The sequence below is a fragment of the Micromonospora sp. MGP-C2 genome (genome assembly GCF_057766525.1).
Genome location: NZ_JBYMEN010000002.1, coordinates 6594856 through 6613218, shown reverse-complemented (window position 1 = coordinate 6613218; position 18363 = coordinate 6594856). Strand labels below are relative to the sequence as shown.

The window sequence follows — 18363 nt, the reverse complement described above, 5'->3', positions numbered from 1 at the left end:
TTTCTGCTCACCTACGCCTCCCCCGCACGATCATCAGCACCACCACGGTGGCCACCGCACCGGCAGCGATCGCCGCCCACGGGACCGGGTTGCGTCGCATCAACTCGCCCTTGTCGTGCGCCTGTGCGCGCACCAACTCGCCCTTCTCGTAGGCCTGCGCGCGGGCCATTCCGGCACCACGCACGGCCTGCCCGCGAACCCGGGCGACGGTCTGCGCCGCCTGCTCGCGCATCCGCTCCTTCGCCTGCTCGGCGGAAACCTTCAGGCGCGCCTTGACGTCGGCCTTGGCGGCCAGCGCCTCCATCGTCTCGCCCAACTCGACCCGGGTGCGGCGGATCTCCTCGCGGAGCGCCTCCGTGTCGCCGGTCCCGTTGCCGGTCATTGCCGCCCCCTGTCCTTCACCGCGGCGGTGACGGTGTCCATGTCGGCCCGGAGGCTGCGGACCGTCGCCGCCGGCACCGGTGGGACCGCACGGCTGACCTGCTTCTTGCCCACCAGGGCAAGGATGCCGGCCACCAGGAAACAGGCAACCGCCACGATCAGCGCGGCGGCCCAGGCGGGCAACACCAGGTCGAGCAGCAGGATCGCCGTGACGACCAACGCGCCCAGGCCGTAGAACGCCAGTGCGCCGCCGCCGCCGAAGAGCCCGATGCCAATGCCCGCGTGCTTGCCCTTCTCGGTCAACTCCGCTCGGGCCAGCGCCAGTTCGTCCCGTACGAGACGGGAGACCTGCTCGGTGGCCCGCTGCACCAACTCGGCGGTGGAGGGCTCGCTCCCGTTCTGGGATGTGCGGGCGTTCGCCACGTCAGCCATGCTGTCCTCCTTTCCTCATCACCGCGCTGTATGCCCGGAGTCGCCGCCCGTCAATCCTAAAGCGCGCCGAGCAGCTCACCGTCCCCGTTGTCCGGACGCCGCGCCGAGGACCGGCGCACCGTCCCACCCTGATCACGCCAGAGACGTCCGGCAGCACATGCCCCACCCAAGCCCGACCAAACCTCCCAAACCAAACCCCACCCCGACCCCCGACCCCCTCCCGCCCTTCAGCGCGCTACCGCGCCCGGAGCCGTCGATCATGAAGTTATTGCCCCGACACGCCGCTCTGGATGGCAACAACTTCATGATCAGCGGGGTGAGACGTGGGCCGGGAGCCGGGGCGGACGGGTCAGGGGCGGGTTTCTTCGGGGCCCACGAAGGCTTCACTGCGGGCGTCGCCGTCGTCGCTGCCACCGAAGACGCGAGCGTCGTCCGGCGCCTCGGTCTCCGACAGGCGGCGTGCCGGCCGCCTCGGCTGCACCCACTGCCAGGGCAGGTTGCTGCTGGAGTCGCCCAGTTCGGTGCGCATCCGGGGCATCGCGGTCGGGCGGTTGTCCCGGATCCAGGCCACCAGATGCTCGCGGACCAGGCAGCGCAGGTCCCACAGACTGCCCGCGTCGGCGGCGCTGACCAGCGCGCGCATTCGTACCATCCCGCCGGTGGCGTCGGTGACCTGAAGGACGCAGACCCGGCCGTCCCACAGCTCGGTGCCCTCGACCATGCGGCGAAGCTCCTCGCGCATGGTCTGCACGGGCACCGCCCAGTCCACGTCGAACTCGGCGGTGCCGAGCACCGCCGCCTCGGTCCGCGTCCAGTTCTGGAACGGCTTGCTGGTGAAGTACGAGGTGGGCAGGATCAACCGCCGGTCGTCCCAGATCTGCACGACCACGTAACTGAGGGTCAGCTCCTCGATCCGACCCCACTCCCCCTCGACGACGACCACGTCATCGAGCCGGACGGCGTCGCTGAACGCGAGCTGGAGGCCGGCGAACACGTTGCCGAGCAGGCTCTGGGCGGCGAGCGCGGCCACCACACCGACCACACCGGCCGAGGTCAGCACACCGGCGCCGATGCCCCGCACACTGGGGAACGTCATCAGCATCACGCCGATGGTCAGGATGACGATCACCGCGATGGTCAGCCGGCGCAGCATCACCACCTGGGTCCGGACCCGCCGGGCGTGCCGGTTGTCCGGCACGTCGACCCGGAACCGCGCCAGCGCGGTGTCCTCCACGACGACCAGCAGCGAGGCCACCAGCCAGGCCGCGGTGGCGATGACGGCGAGGACGAGCAGGTGCAGCAGCAGGCGGCGCCAGCTCTCACCGACCGCGTACCCGGTGCTGAAACGGACGGCGAACTGCACGGCGAGGACCGTCCCGGCGACCTGGAACGGGCGGTGCGCGTGGTCGGTCAGCTCGGTCATCAACAGCGAGCGACGGCCGAACCGCCGGGTCAGCCGGTGGACGACCTCGACCAGGAACAGGGCGACCGCCGCCGCGACGAGCGCGGCGACGGCCGTTTCGACATAGTTCTGCAAGGCTTCGGTGCTCCCCTTCGACCAGGCGTCGGGCACTCCGGGCAAAAGCCCAAGAGTGCCCGACGACCGTGGTATCGACCAGCTCAGACCTTGCGGTACCGGGACTGGAGGAAGCAGTAGACGCCGAAGGCGGCGATGCCCAGGGCGACCAGGGTCAACAGGAAGGTGCCGTACGACTGCTCGCGCAGGGTGTGCAGCGCGGCGTCCAGACCACGGGCCTTCTCCGGGTCGTAGTTCACGGCCGCGACGATGACCAGCAGGCCGGCGATGCCGTACGCGACTCCCTTGGCGATGTATCCGGCCATGCCCAGCCGGCGGGCGAGCTGGCGGGTCTTCGGGCTCATCTCACCGGTCTTCAGGTGCTTCTCGAACTTCTTGAGGGCGCCGTAGATGACCAGGCCGACACCGATCGCGGCGAGCACCAGCCCGGCGAGGCCGACGAGCCAGCGGCCGCCGGTGGAGGTCATCAGCTTGCCGGTCAGCGCCTCCTGCTGGTCGGCGCTGTTCGACCCGGCGTCCTTGAAGACCTTGAACGCGGTCCAGGCGAAGTAGAGGTAGACGATGGTCCGGCCGGCCGAGGCGAGCCGTTCGGTGACCCGCTCCTTGCCGCGCTCGGCGCGGTGCCCGACCGCCGCCTCCAGCGCCTGCCAGATCGCCATCGCGAGCAGGCCGACCGCGACGGCGATGACCAGGAACTTACCGAGGGGCTGTGACGAGAGGGTACGCAGCGCGCCGGACTGGTCGCCGTCGTCGGACGACTTGTCGAAGGCGATCTGCAATGCCAGCCAGGCGAAGAGGAGGTGGACGATGCCGTAGCCGATGAAGCCGGCCCGGGCGAGGAGTTCCAGCCACCGGCTGTCCGCCGTACGGGAGGCGGTGGCTTCGGCGCTACGGGTAAGTGACATGGCGTCACAATCTCCGATTGCGAAGATTCTCAAACGTCGGCCACCGCCGCCCGCCCAGGTCAGCTGCCCGGGTTACGCGCTACACGAATCTTGACCTGTTGGTCGGTCACGCTGTCCAGGGTCACCCCGAAACCCCCGGCCTCGGCGGCCTGCTGGCCGGTGGTGAGGGTGAGCTGTTCGCCGGCGACCTCGACGGTCACCTGGTCACCCTCGGCGCCGACCAGCTTGGCCTCGACGCCCAGGATGGTGGTCCTCGCGTCGACACCCCGATCGAAGGTGACGGTGCAGGCGTCCACCGAACAGTCTGTGGAGGCGCCCTGGGAGCTGCAGCCGGCGAGCACGGCGATGCCGAGCGCCAGACCGGCGAACAGACCGGCGGCGCGGCGGACGGTGGGCATGGGCATGGTGGCGGGTCGGTTCGTCACCTCGCCAAGAGTACGAGACGCCCGCGATGTCACAGTCGATCGGTGATCACCCGGTGGCCGGACGGGGTCGCGGGAGCACCGGCTAGGGTCCGGGACATGCCGTTCGACATCGCCCGCACCCGGGCCGCGTACCCCGCCCTGACCGAGGGCTTCGTCCACTTCGACGGGGCCGGGGGCACCCAGACCGCCGCCGGTGTGATCGACGCGGTCGCCGACGCCATGCGCGCGGCGGTCGGCAACCGCAGCGCCGCCAACGTACCGGGCCGCCGGTCGTTGGAACTGGTGGCCGAGGCCCGCTCGGCGGTGGCCGACCTGCTGGGTGCCGACCCGACCGGGGTGGTGCTCGGCCCGAGTGCCACCGCGCTGACGTACACCCTGGCCCGCACGCTCGGCGCAACCTGGCGCCCGGGTGACGAGGTGGTGGTGTCCCGGCTCGACCACGACGCCAACATCCGGCCGTGGGTGCAGGCCGCCGAGGCGGCTGGTGCGACGGTGCGCTGGGCGGAGGTCGACCGGCACACCGGCGAACTGCCCGCCGCCCAGTACGCCGACCTGGTCGGCGAGCGGACCCGGCTGGTCGCGGTGACCGCCGGCAGCAACGCCATCGGCACCATGCCGGACGTGCCGACGATCGCCAAGATCGCGCACGCCGTCGGCGCGCTCGTACACGTCGACGGGGTGCACTCCGTTCCGCACGGGCCGACCGACCTGACCTCACTCGGCGCCGACGTGCTGGTGACCAGCGCGTACAAGTGGTCCGGGCCGCACCTGGCGGCGATGGTGGCCGACCCGGCCCGCTGGGCGGCACTACACCCGGCGAAGCTGGTGCCGTCCTCCGACGCGGTGCCGGACCGGTTCGAGTACGGCACGCCGAGTTTCCCGCTGCTGGCCGGGGTGACCGCGGCGGTCGATCACCTGGCCGGGCTGGACCCGGACGCGGTCGGGGACCGGCGGGCGCGGCTGCGGACCGGTCTGGCCGCCGCCCAGGCGCACGAGGAGGCGCTGCTGGACCGGTTGCTCGCCGGGTTGGCGGAGCGGCCGGCGGTCACCGTGTACGGCTCGCCGGCCCGGCGCTGCCCGACGGTGTCGTTCCGGGTCGTCGGGATGTCGCCGGCTGCCACCCAGGAGGCGTTGGGCGCCGCCGGGTTCTGCCTGTCGGTCGGCGACTACTACGCCTACGAGTACTTCCAGATGATGGGTCTGCGGGACAGCGGCGGCGCGGTGCGGGCCAGCATCTACCACTACAACACGGCCGACGAGGTGGACCGGTTGCTCGGCGAACTCGACGCGCTGACCGGCAGCACGGGGAGAATGGCCGGATGAGCACCCTGGTCGAGGACAACCCGGCGAAGCACCGCTTCGAGATCCTGGTCGACGACGCGTTGGCCGGCTTCACCGCGTACGTGATGCGCGGGGAGGTCCTGGTCTTCACCCACACCGAGGTGGACCGGGGTTTCCAGGGCAAGGGCGTGGGCGGTGCGTTGATCCGGGGCACCCTGGACGAGGTCCGCGCCCGGGGTGGCACCGTGGTGCCGCAGTGCTCCTTCATGGCCGCGTTCATCGACAAGCACCCCGAATACGCCGACCTGGTCGCCGACCTGCCGTAGGCGGGACGGTCGGCTCAGCGGGTGCCGGTCAGCACCTCGGCGGCGGCCCAGCCACTGGCCCGGGTCGCGCCGTGGGTGGCCAGGTGCACCGACCCGGTCACCAGCTCCGGCACGCCCAGCTCGACCACTACCGCGTCCGGGCGGGCGGCCAGCGCGCGTTGCACGGCGGAGCGCATCCAGTGGTGCCGGTGCAGGTCGCGGACCACCAGGACCAGTGGGCGGGTGCCGGCCCCGGCGCCCGGATCGGCCGGCACGTCGGGCTCGGCGTAGCGGACCGTGCTGGTGCCGGGCAGCAGCTCGCCCAGTGGCGCGCCGATGCCCCACGGGGTCTCCGCGCCGATGGCGATGTTGCGCAGCGGCTCGAACTCGACGACGTGCGCAGCGCGGGTCAACGGCAGCGCACCGGCCGCGGCCCGGGCGGTGGTGACCCGAACGGCCCTGCGGGCGGCGACCAGCCCGACGTCGGCGGCGCCGCGCACTCCGGCCGACCCGGCGGAGCGGGCGGCCATCGTCCAGGCGGCGAGTTGCCCGACCCGCTTGGCCGCCTCGGCGAGTCGTTCCTCGGGCAGCTCACCGGAGACGACCGCAGCCACGATGGCGTCGCGCAGCTCGCGCACCGCCTGCTCGTCGGCCCGTTCGCCACCGACGCAGATCGCGTCGGCTCCGGCGGCGAGGGCGCGAACCGTCGCCCCGGCGAAGCCGTAGCGGTCGGCGACCGCGCGCATCTCCACCGCGTCGGTCACCACCACGCCGGAGAAGCCCATCTCGTCGCGGAGCAGCCCACCCAGGATGCGCTGACTCAGCGTGGCCGGCAGGTCCGGATCCAGAGCCGGCACCAGCAGGTGGCCGGTCATCACCGCCTGCACCCCGGCGGCCACGGCGGCCCGGAACGGGGCCAGCTCGCAGGCGTCCAGCCGGGCCCGGTCGGCGGTGATGCGGGGCAGGTCATGGTGTGAGTCGACGCGGGTGTCGCCGTGGCCGGGAAAGTGCTTGGCGCAGGCCGCGACACCGCCGGCCTGGAGGCCGCGTACCCAGGCGGCGGTGTGCCGGGCGACCAGCGCCGGGTCGGCGCCGAAGGACCGCACGCCGATCACCGGGTTCTCCGGGTTGGAGTTGACGTCGGCGTCCGGGGCGTAGTTGAGGGTGACCCCCGCCGCAGCCAGCTCGACGCCGAGGTCCCGGGCGACCGCCTCGGTCAGGGCCGGGTCGTCGACGGCGCCGAGGGCGAAGTTCCCAGGCCGGGTGCTGCCGTGCACCGACTCGAGTCGGGTGACGTCGCCGGCCTCCTCGTCGATCGCCACGATGACGTCCGGCCGCTCCGCGCGCAGCGTCGCGGTGAGTGCCGCCACCTGCGCGGGGTCGACGACGTTGCGGGCGAACAGCACCACCGCGCCGAGGCCCTCACCGAGCCAGCGACACACCCACGGCGGCGGGGTGGTGCCGACGAACCCGGGTTGCAGGACGGCGGAGGCGAGCGCCGGGAGATGCCCGGCGGACCCGGTCACACCGCCACCTCAGGACGGTCTGTCTCCAGCACCGGCGTCGGTGCGCCCCCGTCAGACCACTGGTCGCGCTCGCTCATGCGGCCCCCGTACCCCATCTCTCGCGCGCCCTCGGCGCACCGCCACCGGCAGGCGGTCATGCCATGGTCACACCGGGCGATTCAATAGTCAATAAACCTTACAGTTGCCTGGCGGCCCGCTCCCCGGGAGAGTGCGGGGATGGACCCCGCCCTGCTGGCCGACGCGACGAGCCCGGCCGACATCCCCGGCGTACGCCTGCTCGGCCTGGTGGTCGGCGCGCTGCTGCTGCTCGCCGCGATCCGGGCGATGTTCGGTCGACGCTGAGCGCCCCGCCCCGCCCCGCCCCGATCCGGGCCCGGCGAGCCGCGTGTGGCCGACCGCGACCGGGGTACGGCATTCCCCATCAGCAGGTTCGCGCGCCGAAGGGGAAACGATGAAGATCGGATACTTTCTGTCCAGTGAGGAGTTCACGCCAGCCGAGCTGCTGGAGCAGGCGCGCGGTGCCGAACGGGCCGGCTTCGAGGCGCTGTGGATCTCCGACCACTACCACCCGTGGGTGGACGCGCAGGGCCAGAGCCCGTTCGTCTGGTCGATGATCGGCGCGCTCAGCCAGGTCTGCTCGCTCCCGGTGACCACTGCGGTGACCTGCCCGACCGTGCGGATCCACCCGGCCGTGATCGCGCAGGCGGCGGCGACCAGCGCGGTGCTGCACGGCGGGCGGTTCGTGCTCGGCGTCGGCACCGGCGAGGCGCTCAACGAGCACATCTTCGGTGACGCCTGGCCCCAGGCCGACGTCCGCCTGGAGATGCTGGAGGAGGCCGTCGAGGTGCTGCGCGCGCTGTGGGCCGGCGGCTTCGTCAGCCACCACGGCAAGCACTACACCGTCGAGCAGGCCCGGATCTACACGCTGCCCGACACTCCCCCGCCGATCTACGTCTCCGGCTTCGGGCCGAAGTCCATCGACCTGGCCGCCCGGATCGGCGACGGCTACGTGAGCACCATGCCCGACGGCGAGATGGTCCGGCGCTTCCGCGAGAACGGCGGCGGCGACAAGCCGTGCCAGGCCGGCTTCAAGGCGGCGTACGCGGACAGCGAGGACGAGGGCATGCGCATCGCGTACGAGCGCTGGCCGAACGCGGGGGTGCCGGGCGAGCTGTCCCAGGTGCTTCCCTCACCGCGCCACTTCGAGCAGGCCGCCGAGCTGGTCAAGCCGGAGATGGTCAGGGACGCGTTCGTCTGCGGCAACAGCGTCGACGCGCACCTGGAAATGATCGACAAGTACGCCAAGGCCGGTTTCGACGAGGTCTACGTGGCCAACACCGGCCCGCACTACCAGGGCCTGTTCGACCTGTACCAGCGCGAGGTCCTGCCCCGCCTGCGCTGAGCCCCGGATCAGACGAGCCGACATTGCCGATGCCCCGCCCATGATCGCCCGAATGCGTTTCGGCGGTCATGGGCCCGGGTACCTCCGGCCCTCGATGAAACTGTCCACGCATTCGATGACGTTGCGCCGCGCGGCCCGCAGCCTTTTCGGCTGGAAGGCGCTGAGGCCCAACCAGCTGGCCGCCATGCGCGCGGTCATGAAGCGACGTGACGCCCTGGTGGTGTTGCCCACCGGGGCCGGCAAGTCGGCGATCTACCAGATTCCGGCCAGCCTGATCCCCGGCCCCACCGTGGTGATCTCCCCACTGCTGGCCCTCCAGCAGGACCAGATCGCCTCCCTCAACGAGCGGCAGCGCCCGGAGTTGCGGGCGGTGCGGATCAGCTCGAACGAGTCGCCGACCCAGCAGGCGGAGGCGATCACCGAGATCCGCGAGGGCCGGGCGGAGTTCCTGTTCATCACCCCGGAACAGCTCAGCAACCCGGACCGGATGGCCGAGGTCGCCGATCTGAAGCCGGCGCTGGTGGCGATCGACGAGGCGCACTGCATCTCGGCGTGGGGGCACGACTTCCGCCCCGACTACCTGGCGCTCGGGCACCTCATCGACGGCATCGGTCGGCCGCCGGTGGTCGCGCTGACCGCCACCGCCTCCCCTCCGGTACGCGACGACATCATCGCCCGGCTGCGGCTGCGCGACCCGGAGGTCGTGGTCTCCGGGCTGGACCGGTCGAACCTGTTCCTCGAGGTCGCGCACTGCCCGACCGAGGACTACCGGTGGCGGCGACTGGTCGCGCTGCTGAGCGACGACGAGCGGCCGGGGATCATCTACGTCCCGACCCGCCGCGCCGCCGAGGAACTGGCCACCCGGTTGACCGAAGCCGGCTTCCCGGCGCAGTTCTACCACGGTGGAATGGCGGCGGGCGCGCGTTCCGAGCTGCACGAGGCGTTCCTCGCCGACCAGGTTCCCATCATGGTGGCGACGTCGGCGTTCGGCATGGGCATCGACAAGCCGAACATCGCCTGGGTGGCGCACATGGCGCTGCCCGACTCACCGGACAGCTACTTCCAGGAGATCGGTCGGGCAGGTCGCGACGGGCAACCGGCCCGGGTGCTGCTGCTCTGGCAGGCCGAGGACGTGGGCCTGCAGCGGTTCTTCAGCGGCGGCCTGCCCGACGTCGACGAGCTGCGCGACCTGGCCGCGCTGCTGCGCCGCAAGCCGGCCACCAAGACCGAGCTGCGCGAGACCACCGGCCTCGGGCCGCGCAAGCTGGGCCAGTACCTCTCCCTGCTGGAGCAGATCGGCGCCGCCGAGCCCCGCGCACGGCAGCGCATCGGCGCTCCCCGCTACTCCCCCGCCCCGGCGGACGCCGCCGCGGCGGCACTGGCCGAGGCGGAACGCCAGCAGACGGTGACCCGGTCCCGCACGGACATGATGCGGGCCTTCGCCGAGACCACCGCCTGTCGGGGGCAGACGCTGCTGGCCTACTTCGGCGAGCAGATGACGCAGGTGTGCGGCCACTGCGACAACTGCCACAACGGCACCAGCGTGGCCGACCAGGGTGCGGTCGGGCCGTTCCCGGTGCACAGCCAGGTGCGTCACCCGGAGTGGGGGCGCGGCATGGTGCTCTCCTACGAGGAGGACAAGATGACGGTTCTCTTCGATGAGGTCGGGTACAAGACGTTGTCGGTGCGCGTGGTGTCCGAACAGGGCCTGTTGACCCTGGACTAGCCTGACCCGGGCTCCCGTTGTCGGGCCCGTTGATCGACCAAGCGAAGCACCGAGTGACCAAGCAGAGCAGGGCGGAAGGGGCATTGCCGTGATCGAGCAGCCGGCGTACACCGGTTTCGGTTTCTCCGACGGGGAGTGGGGGTTGCTGGTCGGCCTGCCGCAGTCGGTTCTGACCGCGGCGAGCGCCGCCGAGTCCGACGGCACCCGCCGGACCATGGCGGAGACCGCTGCCGGCCTGGAGACCATCGCCGCCGGCCGGGAGTCGGCCAGCCCGCTGGTCGCGGCGGTGGCCGGCGAGATCGTGACCCGGGTCGGTGACCCGGAGACCGGTGCGGAGCTGCCGGTCATCGCGCCCGCCGACCCGAAGGCCATGATCGACGACGTGCTGCTGCGCGCCGGCGAGGCCTCCGCGCTGCTGGCCGCCCGGGTCGACGAGGGCGAGGCCGGTGCGTACAAGCACTGGCTCGTGAAGATCGCCGAGCAGGTCGTGGGCGCCGCGTCCAGCGGTGGGCTGCTGGGCATCGGAGGCGAGTCTGTCAGCGACTCCGAGCGGCGCTTCCGCGACCGGCTCGCGCACGTGCTCAACGACTGACGCCCCCGAGCAGCCACCCTGGTGGCGCGACCGCCCGTGGTGCGCCACGTTGATCGACTCGGTTTCCTGGAAACCGTGGCATCCCCGCGTTCGGGACGCCCCGACTTCCGGGAAACCGAGTCGATCATTTGGGGCGGCTACGCCTCGGCCGGCGCCGGCAGCGCGGTCGGCGTCGGGTCGCTCGGGAGCGCCGCGGTCGGGTCGCCGGCTGGGCGCCGCGCAGCGTGACCAGCGCGGCGACCGCGCCCAGCACCATCGCCACCATGGCGGCGACCGCCGCGAGGTGCAGCCCGTCGGTGAACGCGACCCGGGCGGCGTGCAGCACCGCGTCGGCGAGATCCGCCGGCAACTCCTGGGCCACCGCGAGCGCGCCGCCCAGGGTCTCCCGGGCAGCGTCACCACTGTCGGCGGGCAACCCCGCCGGCAGTCCGTTGAGGATCTCGCGCCGGTAGACCGCCGCGCCCACGCTGCCGAGGATCGCCATTCCCAGCGCGCCGCCCAGCTCACTGCTGGACTCGGTCAGCGCCGACGCGACTCCGGCCTGCTCGGGCGGCGCCGCGCCGAGGACCAGCTCGGTGACGAGCGACATCACCATCACCAGGCCACCGGCGTAGACACTGGCGCCGACGAGCAGCAGCCACAGCGGCGACTCCGGCGTGACACGGGTCAGCACCGCGAAGCCGAGCACGGCGATCCCGAACCCCGCTCCGATCAGGTACGCCCGCTCGACGCGCTGGGCGAGCGCGGCGGCGGCCGGCGCCACACCGCCCACAGCCAGCGACGGCACCAGGCTCCACAGTGCCGCTCGCAGCGGGCTCAGGCCGAGCACCAGCTGGAGGTGCTGGGTGGTGAAGATGGCGAAGCCGACCAGCGCGAACATCGCCAGCAGGTTGACCGCGAGCGAGCCGGCGAAGCCGCGGCGACGGAACAACGCGAGGTCGATCATCGGGTACGCCCGGGTCCGCTGCCGGTGCAGGAACAGCGCACCCATCAGCAGGCCGGCGACGATGGCGAGCACCCGCGCCGGGCTGAGGCCGTCGCGGGCCATCTCCTTGATGCCGTAGATCACCGGCAGCAGCGCGCCGAGGGAGAGCGCGGCGCTGAACAGGTCGAACCGCCCGGTGGCCGGGTTGCGTGACTCCGGCACGAGGACCGGGGCGAGCAGGAGCAGCATCAGCATCGCCGGGATGTTGATCAGGAAGATCGAGCCCCACCAGAAGTGCTCCAGCAGGATGCCGCTGAGCACCGGGCCGAGCGCGATGCCGCCGGTGAGAGTGGCGGTCCAGATGCCGATGGCCGTGCCCCGCTGCTTGGCGTCGTGGAACAGGTTGCGCACCAGGGCGAGCGTGGACGGCATCAGGGTGGCCCCACCGATGCCGAGCACGGCGCGCGCGGCGATCAGCGTCGCGGCGCTGTCGGCGTACGCGGCCAGCAGCGACGCCGCCCCGAAAGCGGCGGCGCCGATCAGCAGGAGCCGGCGTCGGCCGATCCGGTCGCCCAGAGCACCCATGGTGATGAGCAGCCCGGCCAGCACGAAGCCGTAGATGTCGAAGATCCAGAGCTGCTGGGTGGCCGTGGGGCGCAGCTCCTCGCTGATGAACGGGACGGCGAAGTAGAGCACCGACACGTCCATCGAGACCAGGAGCAGCGGCAGCATCAGCACCGTGAACCCGATCCACTCCCGTCGGCCCGCCCGTGGTGCCGGTGTGGTCGTCGCCATCATGACCAGTCCCCCTTCTGCGTATGTCGTACGCTGTTATGCGTAGACCATACGCAGAACTAGGATGGCGAGGCAAGGAGGAAATGTGGCGGCACAAACGGACGACAGCGGGCCGGCGATCCCGGCCTCCATCGAGAGCGCCTGGGGGCTGCGGGAACGACCACCCAAGGGCCCCCGGCCGGGGATGAGCGTGCCGGCCATCGTGGACGCCGCCGTACGGGTGGCCGACGCCGACGGGCTGGCAGCCGTCTCCATGAGCCGGGTCGCCAAGGAGCTGGGCGCCGCCACCATGGCCCTCTACCGCTACGTCGGCTCGAAGGACGAGCTGCTGATGCTCATGGTGGACACCGGCTACGGCCCGTCGCCGGGACCGCCTCCGCCGGAGACCGACTGGCGCGCCGGCCTGACCCGGTGGGCCTGGGCCGAGCACAGGGTGCTGCGGCACCGCGCCTGGTTGCTGCACGTGCCGATCACCGGCCCGCCGATCACCCCGCAGCAGCTCGGCTGGATGGAGGACGGGCTGCGCTGCCTCGACGGCACCGCCCTCGGTGAGGGCGAGAAGATGTCCGTGCTGCTGCTGCTCACCGGGTACGTCCGCAACGAGGCCACCCTCACGTCGCAGGTGGCCGAGGGCAGCAAGGCCGCCGGCCTCGCGCCCAGCGAGATGATGCCGGCGTACGGTCGGACGGTGGCCCGACTCATCGACCCGACCCGCTTTCCGGCGCTGCACCGCGTGTTGACCGCCGGCGTGCTCACCCAGGACGACGACCCCGACGACGAGTTCGCCTTCGGCCTGGACCGGATCCTCGACGGCGTCGAGGCCCTGATCCAGCGCCGAGCCAGCTGAGGGAACCGGATGCTGCCGAGAGACACCATCGACACCACGGTCCTGCCCCCGGGCGAGCGGTTCGGGATGTGGCTCGACCTCGTCGCGCGCACCTCCGCGCCGCTGCGCATCCAGTCCGCGCACGCCGACGACTTCGCCGCCCGCGCCGACTTCATCGAGCTGGGCCCGATCCAGCTGGTGGAATACCAGTACCCGTCACTGGACGCCACCCGCACCCGCAAGCTGGTCCGCCAGTCCGACCCGGAGCTGTACATCCTCGCCCTCACCACCGGCGGCATCGGCACGTCCAGCCAGGACGGTCGCCGCAGCGAGATCCTGGCCGGCGAGTTCACCTTCTACGACGGGTCCCGACCGCACGACGTCTGCCACCACGCGACCGAGCCGGAGCGGGACCAGGCGAGCTCGATCATCACGTTGATCCCGCACGCCGCGCTGCCGTTGCCGCCGCAGCGGATGGCCGCGCTCTACGGCGGTCGGATGTCCGGCAGCGAGGGCATCGGGGCGCTGCTGGCGCAGTTCCTGTTGCAGGTGACCGGGCATCCCGAGCAGTACCATGCCGCCGACGCCAGCCGGCTCGGCACCGTGGGACTGGACCTGGCCACCACCATGCTCGGCCGGCACCTGGTCGCCGAGGACGCCGTGCCCACCGAGGTCCGCCGACGGGCGCTGCTCACCCAGGTGCAGGCGTACGTCCACCGGCACCTCGGTGACGCGACGCTCAGCCCACAGGTCCTCGCCGACGCCCACCACATCTCGGTGCGGTCGCTGCACCGGCTGTTCGAGGCCGAGCACACCACAGTGGCGTCGTACGTCCGGGGTCTGCGACTGGCCCGGTGCCGGCGTGACCTGTCCGACCCGGCGCTGCGCAACCAACCCGTACAGACCATCGCGGCGCGTTGGGGGTTTTCCGACAAAGCTCATTTCAGCCGGGCGTTCCGGGCGGCATACGGGGTGAGCCCGCAGGAACACCGCGACGGCGGCTCGCATCCGGCGCGGATCGTCAACCGGCCGGCATCAACGGTCAACTCACTGCCGGCAGACTGACACCAGCGCGTCCACCGTTCGATCGGTGGGCCGCCAACGGGGGCCGTGGCGCGGCGCCCGCCGCGAAAACGCGGCGGGCGGCCGCCCGGTGCACTCCTCATGCCTGAGGCCCCGGTCCCGCCACCTCCCCCCAGGATCGTTGGCGGGGCCGGTCAGGTCTTCTCCAGCAGCTCCAGGACCACCCGCTCGGCCTCCTCGCGTGGCGCCTGCGGGTCCACCGACGCCACCACCCCGTCGTGGTACAGGTCAACGACCCGCGGATCCACGTAGGACGTCCGCGCCACCGTCGGGGTGTTGCCCAGCAGCTCGGCCACCTCGCGCATCACCGCGACCACCGCCTTGCGCCGGGCGGTGACCGAGCGGGCCGGGCCGACGGTCGCCAACTCGGTGGCGGCGAGCACTGTGGCGTGCCAGGTGCGGAAGTCCTTCGCGGTCATCTCTCCGCCGCTGGCGTCACGCAGGTACCCGTTGACCTCGTCGCTGCGCACGTCGCGCCACTCCCGGCCGTCCCAGTAGCCGAACAGCCGGTCCGCCCACCGCCGACGACGGCGCAGATTGACCAGCACCTGGCACAGCTCGGGGTCCTCGATCCGGCGTACCTGCTCGATGCCACCCTTCGCGGGGAACACGAAGACCACGCAGCCGCCCCGGGACCGGGCATGCTCGGGACGCAGGGTGGACACCCCGTACGTCGGGTCGTCGCCGGCCGCGTACTGGTCGCTGCCGACCCGGAACATCCCCATGTCCAGCAGTCGGGCCACCGTCGCCAGCACCCGGTCCCGGCCCAGCCCTCGGCCGTCCAGGTCACGCCCCACCCGCTCGCGCAGCACCGGCAGCCGGCGTGCCACCTCCAGCATGTGGTCGAACTTCGCCTCGTCCTGCTTCTCCCGCCACCGGGGGTGGTAGACGTACTGCTTGCGCCCGGCCGCGTCGATCCCGATCGCCTGGATGTGCCCGTTCGCGTACGGCGAGATCCAGACGTTCTGCCAGGCCGGAGGAATGACCAGCTCCCGCAGCCGGGCCAGGACCTCCGGGTCACGGACGGGATCGCCGGCCGGGTCGACGAAGGCCCAGCCCCGTCCACGTCGACGCCGCCCGTACCCCGGTCGACCCGGGTCGCTACGCCGCAACCGCACCGGAGACACGCACCAGCCTTTCCACCTCAGCCACGGCGGCCAGCACCGCGTCGAGACGCAGGGCCGCCATCGTCGGGTGGCTTCCTACCCCGTCCCACCTGGGCCAATCCCCGTCGCCAGCCCAGAGCACCCGGTGCCGGGGCCGGTCCGGTGGCGGCCCCCAGTGCGCCGGCGGGACCGGCCCGAAGAGCACGACCGAGGCGGTGCCGTACGCGGTGGCCAGGTGGGCGACCCCGGTGTCCCCGCTGACCACCAGCCGGGCGTGCGCCACCAGCGTGGCGAGCGCGCCGAGATCGGTGCGGCCGGCCAGCACGGCATCGGACGGCAGGCCGGCCGCCTCGGCCACCCGTCCTGCCAGTGCCCCCTCGTCGGCCGAGCCGGTGAGCAGCACCCGGTGCCCCTGCTCGCTGAGCGCCCGGGCCAGCGCGGCGAACCGCTCGGCGGGCCACCGCTTGGCGGGGACTTTGCTGCCGGGATGCAGCACTGTTACACCCGTGGGCAACCCGGCCGCCCCGGGCCGCCGCAGGTCAAGATCGGAGCGGTCGGCCGCGATGTCGTACCAGGACAGCAGCCGGCACCACCGGTCCACCTCGTGCTCGTCGGCGGACCACCGCGGACCGTCGGTGTGGTCAGCCTCCGGGTTGGCGAAGGCGAACAGCCGGCCCGGCCGGGTGGCCGCGAGCAACCGGTGCGACTGCGGGCCGCGCCCGTGCAGGTTGACCGCGACCTGCGGGGCCGCCCCGACCCGGATGGGCCGGTCCAGCCCGGCCGTGTCCACCAGCCGGTCGACGCCGCCGACCAGGTCGACCAGCGGTGCCAACCAGGCGGGCGCGGCGAGCGCCAGCTCCCGGGACGGGTGCGCGGCCCGCAGCGCCCGCAGCGCGGGCACGGCGGTGACCAGGTCACCGACGCCGAGGGCGCGCAGCACGAGGATCACGGGTACGACGTCTCCTGCTCGGCGCAGACCACCAGCTCGCGAACCGCGCAGCCGGGCGGCTGGTTGAGCGCGAACATCACGGCGGCGGCGGTGTCGGCGGGATCGTTGAGGATCGCGTCCGGCCCCGGCTTGTACTGCGGGTCGCGCTCGTCGAAGAACGCGGTGCGCATCCCGCCCGGGATCAGCAGCGTGACACCGACCTGCCCGGCGAGCTCGGCGGCGAGGGCGCGGGTGAAGCCGACCACGCCGAACTTGGCCGCGCAGTACGCGGTGGCGTCGCTGACCGCCTTGACGCCCAGGGTGGAGGCGACAGTGACGATGCGCCCCCGGGACGTCAGCAGGAAAGGCAGCGCGGCCCGGATCACCGCCGCCGTGGCCAGCAGGTCCACCGCGACGATCCGGTCCCAGGTCTCCCCCGGCACGTCGGCGAGTCGACCCGGCACGTCCGTACCGGCCGCGGTCACCACCGCGTCCAGGCCGCCGGCCTGCTCGGCGAGGTGCTGGGTGGCCACCTCGGCGGCCCGCGTGTCGGCCAGGTCGCACTCGGTCCAGGACACCCCGTCGGCCGGCGGCTGCCGGTCCAGCACGATCGGTCGGCCACCGGACGCGGCCACCGCCGCGACCACCGCCGCGCCGAGCCCGCTCGCTCCGCCGGTGACCAGGACGGTGGGCCCAGCTCCGGGCCGCGTGGCGGTCATCGGACCCGCTCCGCGAGCGTCCGGACGATCATGTCGGTGGTGGAACGACCGTCCAGATAGGGCACCACAACCGTGTTTCCGCCCCACCGGCGCAGAACCTCCGCCTCCGGCAGGGCGGCCGAGGCGTCACCGCCGCCGGTGGCGTAGTCGCCACCCTTGACCCAGACGTCAGGCCGTATCCAGGACAGCGCCGCGTCCGGGGTCGGCTCGTCGAAGACGAGGACCGCGTCGACACAGCTCAGAGCAGCCAGCAGCCGACTGCGGTCACCCTCGGACATCACCGGCCGCTCCGGGCCCTTCAACCCGGCCACGCTGGCGTCGGAGTTCAGGCAGACGATCAGGCAGTCGCCGAGCTGCCGGGCGGCCTCCAGGGTGGCCACGTGCCCGGCGTGCAGCAGGTCGAAGCAACCACCGGTCGCCACCACCGTGCCACCTGCGGCCCGTACCTCACCCAGGAGCGTGGCGACCGCCGCGACTCCGACCCGGTCCCCACCGGGGCTGACCAGAGTGGCGTTCGCAGGGCCACCCCTCGTTCGCGACTGCGCGGATCGCAACCCGGACCCCCTCCTCGCGTTCGCCGCCGGAAGCGCCGCGGCCACTCCTCCACCCGCCACGAACCGGGACGCCTCGGCGACCGCCGCCTGCACCGCCTCGGAGACCAGGGCGCCCTGAGCCAACGCGAGGCTGGCAGCGGCCGCGAAGCGGTCGCCGGCTCCGCAGGTGTCCCCCTCCGCGCTGCCGGGCGTCGGCACCACCAGCGGCGTCGACCCGGCGTGGCAGAGCAGCGCGCCGTCACCGCCCAGCGTCACCGCGACCGCGCCGGCCCGCCAGCGCCGGCGGAGCCCCTGCGCACCACGCGAAGCGGTGGCCAGCCGGGAGGCACCGGGCAGTGCGGGAACCAGCTCCCGCACCTCCGACTCGTTCGGGGTGGCGAGGTGGACGCCGGGCACCGCCGCCGGACCGCGCGGATGCGGGTCCCACACCACCGGCGCGCGGGTCGCGGCCAACGCGTCACGAAGCGCGGGCTGCCGGGCCACCCCCCGGCCGTAGTCGCTGACCAGCACCGCCGACGCTCCGGCGATCACCCGCAGCACCTCGTCGGAGGGCTGACCCGGCTCCCCGGACGCGCCGCCGCGGTCGTGGCGCAGCAGCACCCGGCCCCGAGCCCGTAGCCGGATCTTCTCCGGCGTCGCGCCGGAGAGAGCCAGGGGATACACCTGCACACCGGCGGCGGCGAGCAGCGTGCTCAGTCGGGCTCCGCCGGCGTCGTCGGCGAGCGCGGTCACCAGCACCACCTCGGCGCCCTGCGCGGCGGCGAACACCGCCGCCAGACCGGCGCCACCGGGTCGGTCGGTGGCCACGGTCTCGTCGAGCACGGGCACCGGGGAGTCCGGGCAGAGCCGGTTCACCACCCCTTCCACGTCCCGGTCGAGCAGGGTGTCGCCGAGCACCACCACGGGTCCTCTCAC

18 protein-coding genes and 1 pseudogene are annotated in these 18363 nt (G+C 72.7%); 8 read left to right on the top strand and 11 right to left on the bottom strand.

Annotation, left to right across the window (positions count from 1 at the left end; all coding sequences use genetic code 11):
- Positions 1–7: 7 nt before the first annotated feature.
- The 5 genes from AC3CF1_RS30395 to AC3CF1_RS30375 form a co-directional block, all read right to left on the bottom strand.
- Positions 8–382: a DUF3618 domain-containing protein gene (locus tag AC3CF1_RS30395; RefSeq protein ID WP_210793092.1), complete on the bottom strand. Its 375-nt coding sequence runs from the start codon at positions 380–382 to the stop codon at positions 8–10.
- Positions 379–813, bottom strand: a complete 435-nt coding sequence (locus AC3CF1_RS30390; RefSeq protein WP_088947344.1) for a phage holin family protein — start codon at positions 811–813, stop codon at positions 379–381. The genes AC3CF1_RS30395 and AC3CF1_RS30390 overlap by 4 nt, the downstream gene beginning before the upstream one ends.
- Positions 814–1162: 349 nt before the next feature.
- Positions 1163–2350: a mechanosensitive ion channel family protein gene (locus AC3CF1_RS30385; RefSeq protein ID WP_210923092.1), complete on the bottom strand. Its 1188-nt coding sequence runs from the start codon at positions 2348–2350 to the stop codon at positions 1163–1165.
- A gap of 83 nt (positions 2351–2433) precedes the next feature.
- Complete coding sequence (locus tag AC3CF1_RS30380) at positions 2434–3255, bottom strand: DUF1206 domain-containing protein (protein ID WP_354980558.1); 822 nt, start codon at positions 3253–3255, stop codon at positions 2434–2436.
- Positions 3256–3314: 59 nt separating this feature from the next.
- Positions 3315–3680: a hypothetical protein gene (locus AC3CF1_RS30375; protein ID WP_141908766.1), complete on the bottom strand. Its 366-nt coding sequence runs from the start codon at positions 3678–3680 to the stop codon at positions 3315–3317.
- A gap of 96 nt (positions 3681–3776) precedes the next feature.
- On the opposite strand from AC3CF1_RS30375, the gene AC3CF1_RS30370 reads away from it, so the two are divergent.
- A complete protein-coding gene (locus tag AC3CF1_RS30370) occupies positions 3777–5003 on the top strand; it encodes a cysteine desulfurase-like protein (RefSeq protein WP_488451808.1) in 1227 nt (408 codons plus the stop codon).
- A complete protein-coding gene (locus AC3CF1_RS30365) occupies positions 5000–5287 on the top strand; it encodes a GNAT family N-acetyltransferase (protein WP_141908764.1) in 288 nt (95 codons plus the stop codon). Before AC3CF1_RS30370 ends, AC3CF1_RS30365 begins: the two co-directional genes overlap by 4 nt.
- A gap of 14 nt (positions 5288–5301) precedes the next feature.
- Here AC3CF1_RS30365 and AC3CF1_RS30360 read toward each other — a convergent pair whose 3' ends face one another.
- Positions 5302–6792, bottom strand: coding sequence for a glycoside hydrolase family 3 protein (locus tag AC3CF1_RS30360; protein ID WP_488451807.1), 1491 nt, complete (start codon positions 6790–6792; stop codon positions 5302–5304).
- 216 nt (positions 6793–7008) lie between these two features.
- On the opposite strand from AC3CF1_RS30360, the gene AC3CF1_RS30355 reads away from it, so the two are divergent.
- The 4 genes from AC3CF1_RS30355 to AC3CF1_RS30340 all read left to right on the top strand — a co-directional run bounded on the left by AC3CF1_RS30355 (position 7009) and on the right by AC3CF1_RS30340 (position 10512).
- Positions 7009–7134 (top strand): hypothetical protein, encoded by a 126-nt coding sequence (locus AC3CF1_RS30355; RefSeq protein WP_255421242.1) that lies wholly within the window; start codon positions 7009–7011, stop codon positions 7132–7134.
- Positions 7135–7243: 109 nt separating this feature from the next.
- Complete coding sequence (locus AC3CF1_RS30350) at positions 7244–8194, top strand: TIGR03557 family F420-dependent LLM class oxidoreductase (RefSeq protein WP_210793098.1); 951 nt, start codon at positions 7244–7246, stop codon at positions 8192–8194.
- Between the two features lie 94 nt (positions 8195–8288).
- On the top strand, positions 8289–9920 hold the full coding sequence (locus AC3CF1_RS30345; protein ID WP_354980555.1) for a RecQ family ATP-dependent DNA helicase: 1632 nt from the start codon (positions 8289–8291) through the stop codon (positions 9918–9920).
- An 88-nt stretch (positions 9921–10008) separates the two neighbouring features.
- Positions 10009–10512 (top strand): hypothetical protein, encoded by a 504-nt coding sequence (locus AC3CF1_RS30340; protein WP_141908760.1) that lies wholly within the window; start codon positions 10009–10011, stop codon positions 10510–10512.
- A 211-nt stretch (positions 10513–10723) separates the two neighbouring features.
- Here AC3CF1_RS30340 and AC3CF1_RS30335 read toward each other — a convergent pair.
- Positions 10724–12235 (bottom strand): annotated as a pseudogene (locus AC3CF1_RS30335) (MFS transporter); the annotation flags it as partial.
- 82 nt (positions 12236–12317) lie between these two features.
- On the opposite strand from AC3CF1_RS30335, the gene AC3CF1_RS30330 reads away from it, so the two are divergent.
- Both AC3CF1_RS30330 and AC3CF1_RS30325 read left to right on the top strand, forming a co-directional pair.
- Positions 12318–13079, top strand: coding sequence for a TetR/AcrR family transcriptional regulator (locus AC3CF1_RS30330; RefSeq protein ID WP_355162195.1), 762 nt, complete (start codon positions 12318–12320; stop codon positions 13077–13079).
- A 9-nt stretch (positions 13080–13088) separates the two neighbouring features.
- Positions 13089–14123, top strand: a complete 1035-nt coding sequence (locus tag AC3CF1_RS30325; RefSeq protein WP_354980553.1) for a helix-turn-helix domain-containing protein — start codon at positions 13089–13091, stop codon at positions 14121–14123.
- 152 nt (positions 14124–14275) lie between these two features.
- On the opposite strand, the gene AC3CF1_RS30320 is transcribed toward AC3CF1_RS30325, so the two are convergent.
- Genes AC3CF1_RS30320 through AC3CF1_RS30305 form a run of 4 tightly spaced genes read right to left on the bottom strand, consistent with a single transcriptional unit; the run spans position 14276 to position 18363 of the window.
- Positions 14276–15259 carry a DNA topoisomerase IB gene (locus tag AC3CF1_RS30320; protein WP_088947334.1) on the bottom strand — a complete coding sequence of 328 codons (984 nt, stop codon included), beginning with the start codon at positions 15257–15259 and terminating at the stop codon, positions 14276–14278.
- Entirely contained in the window at positions 15243–16196 is a 954-nt protein-coding gene (locus tag AC3CF1_RS30315) for a glycosyltransferase family 9 protein (RefSeq protein WP_488451806.1), read from the bottom strand. The genes AC3CF1_RS30320 and AC3CF1_RS30315 overlap by 17 nt, the downstream gene beginning before the upstream one ends.
- Complete coding sequence (locus AC3CF1_RS30310) at positions 16193–16894, bottom strand: SDR family oxidoreductase (RefSeq protein ID WP_099852115.1); 702 nt, start codon at positions 16892–16894, stop codon at positions 16193–16195. The genes AC3CF1_RS30315 and AC3CF1_RS30310 overlap by 4 nt, the downstream gene beginning before the upstream one ends.
- Entirely contained in the window at positions 16891–18363 is a 1473-nt protein-coding gene (locus AC3CF1_RS30305; RefSeq protein ID WP_354980551.1) for a PfkB family carbohydrate kinase, read from the bottom strand. Before AC3CF1_RS30305 ends, AC3CF1_RS30310 begins: the two co-directional genes overlap by 4 nt.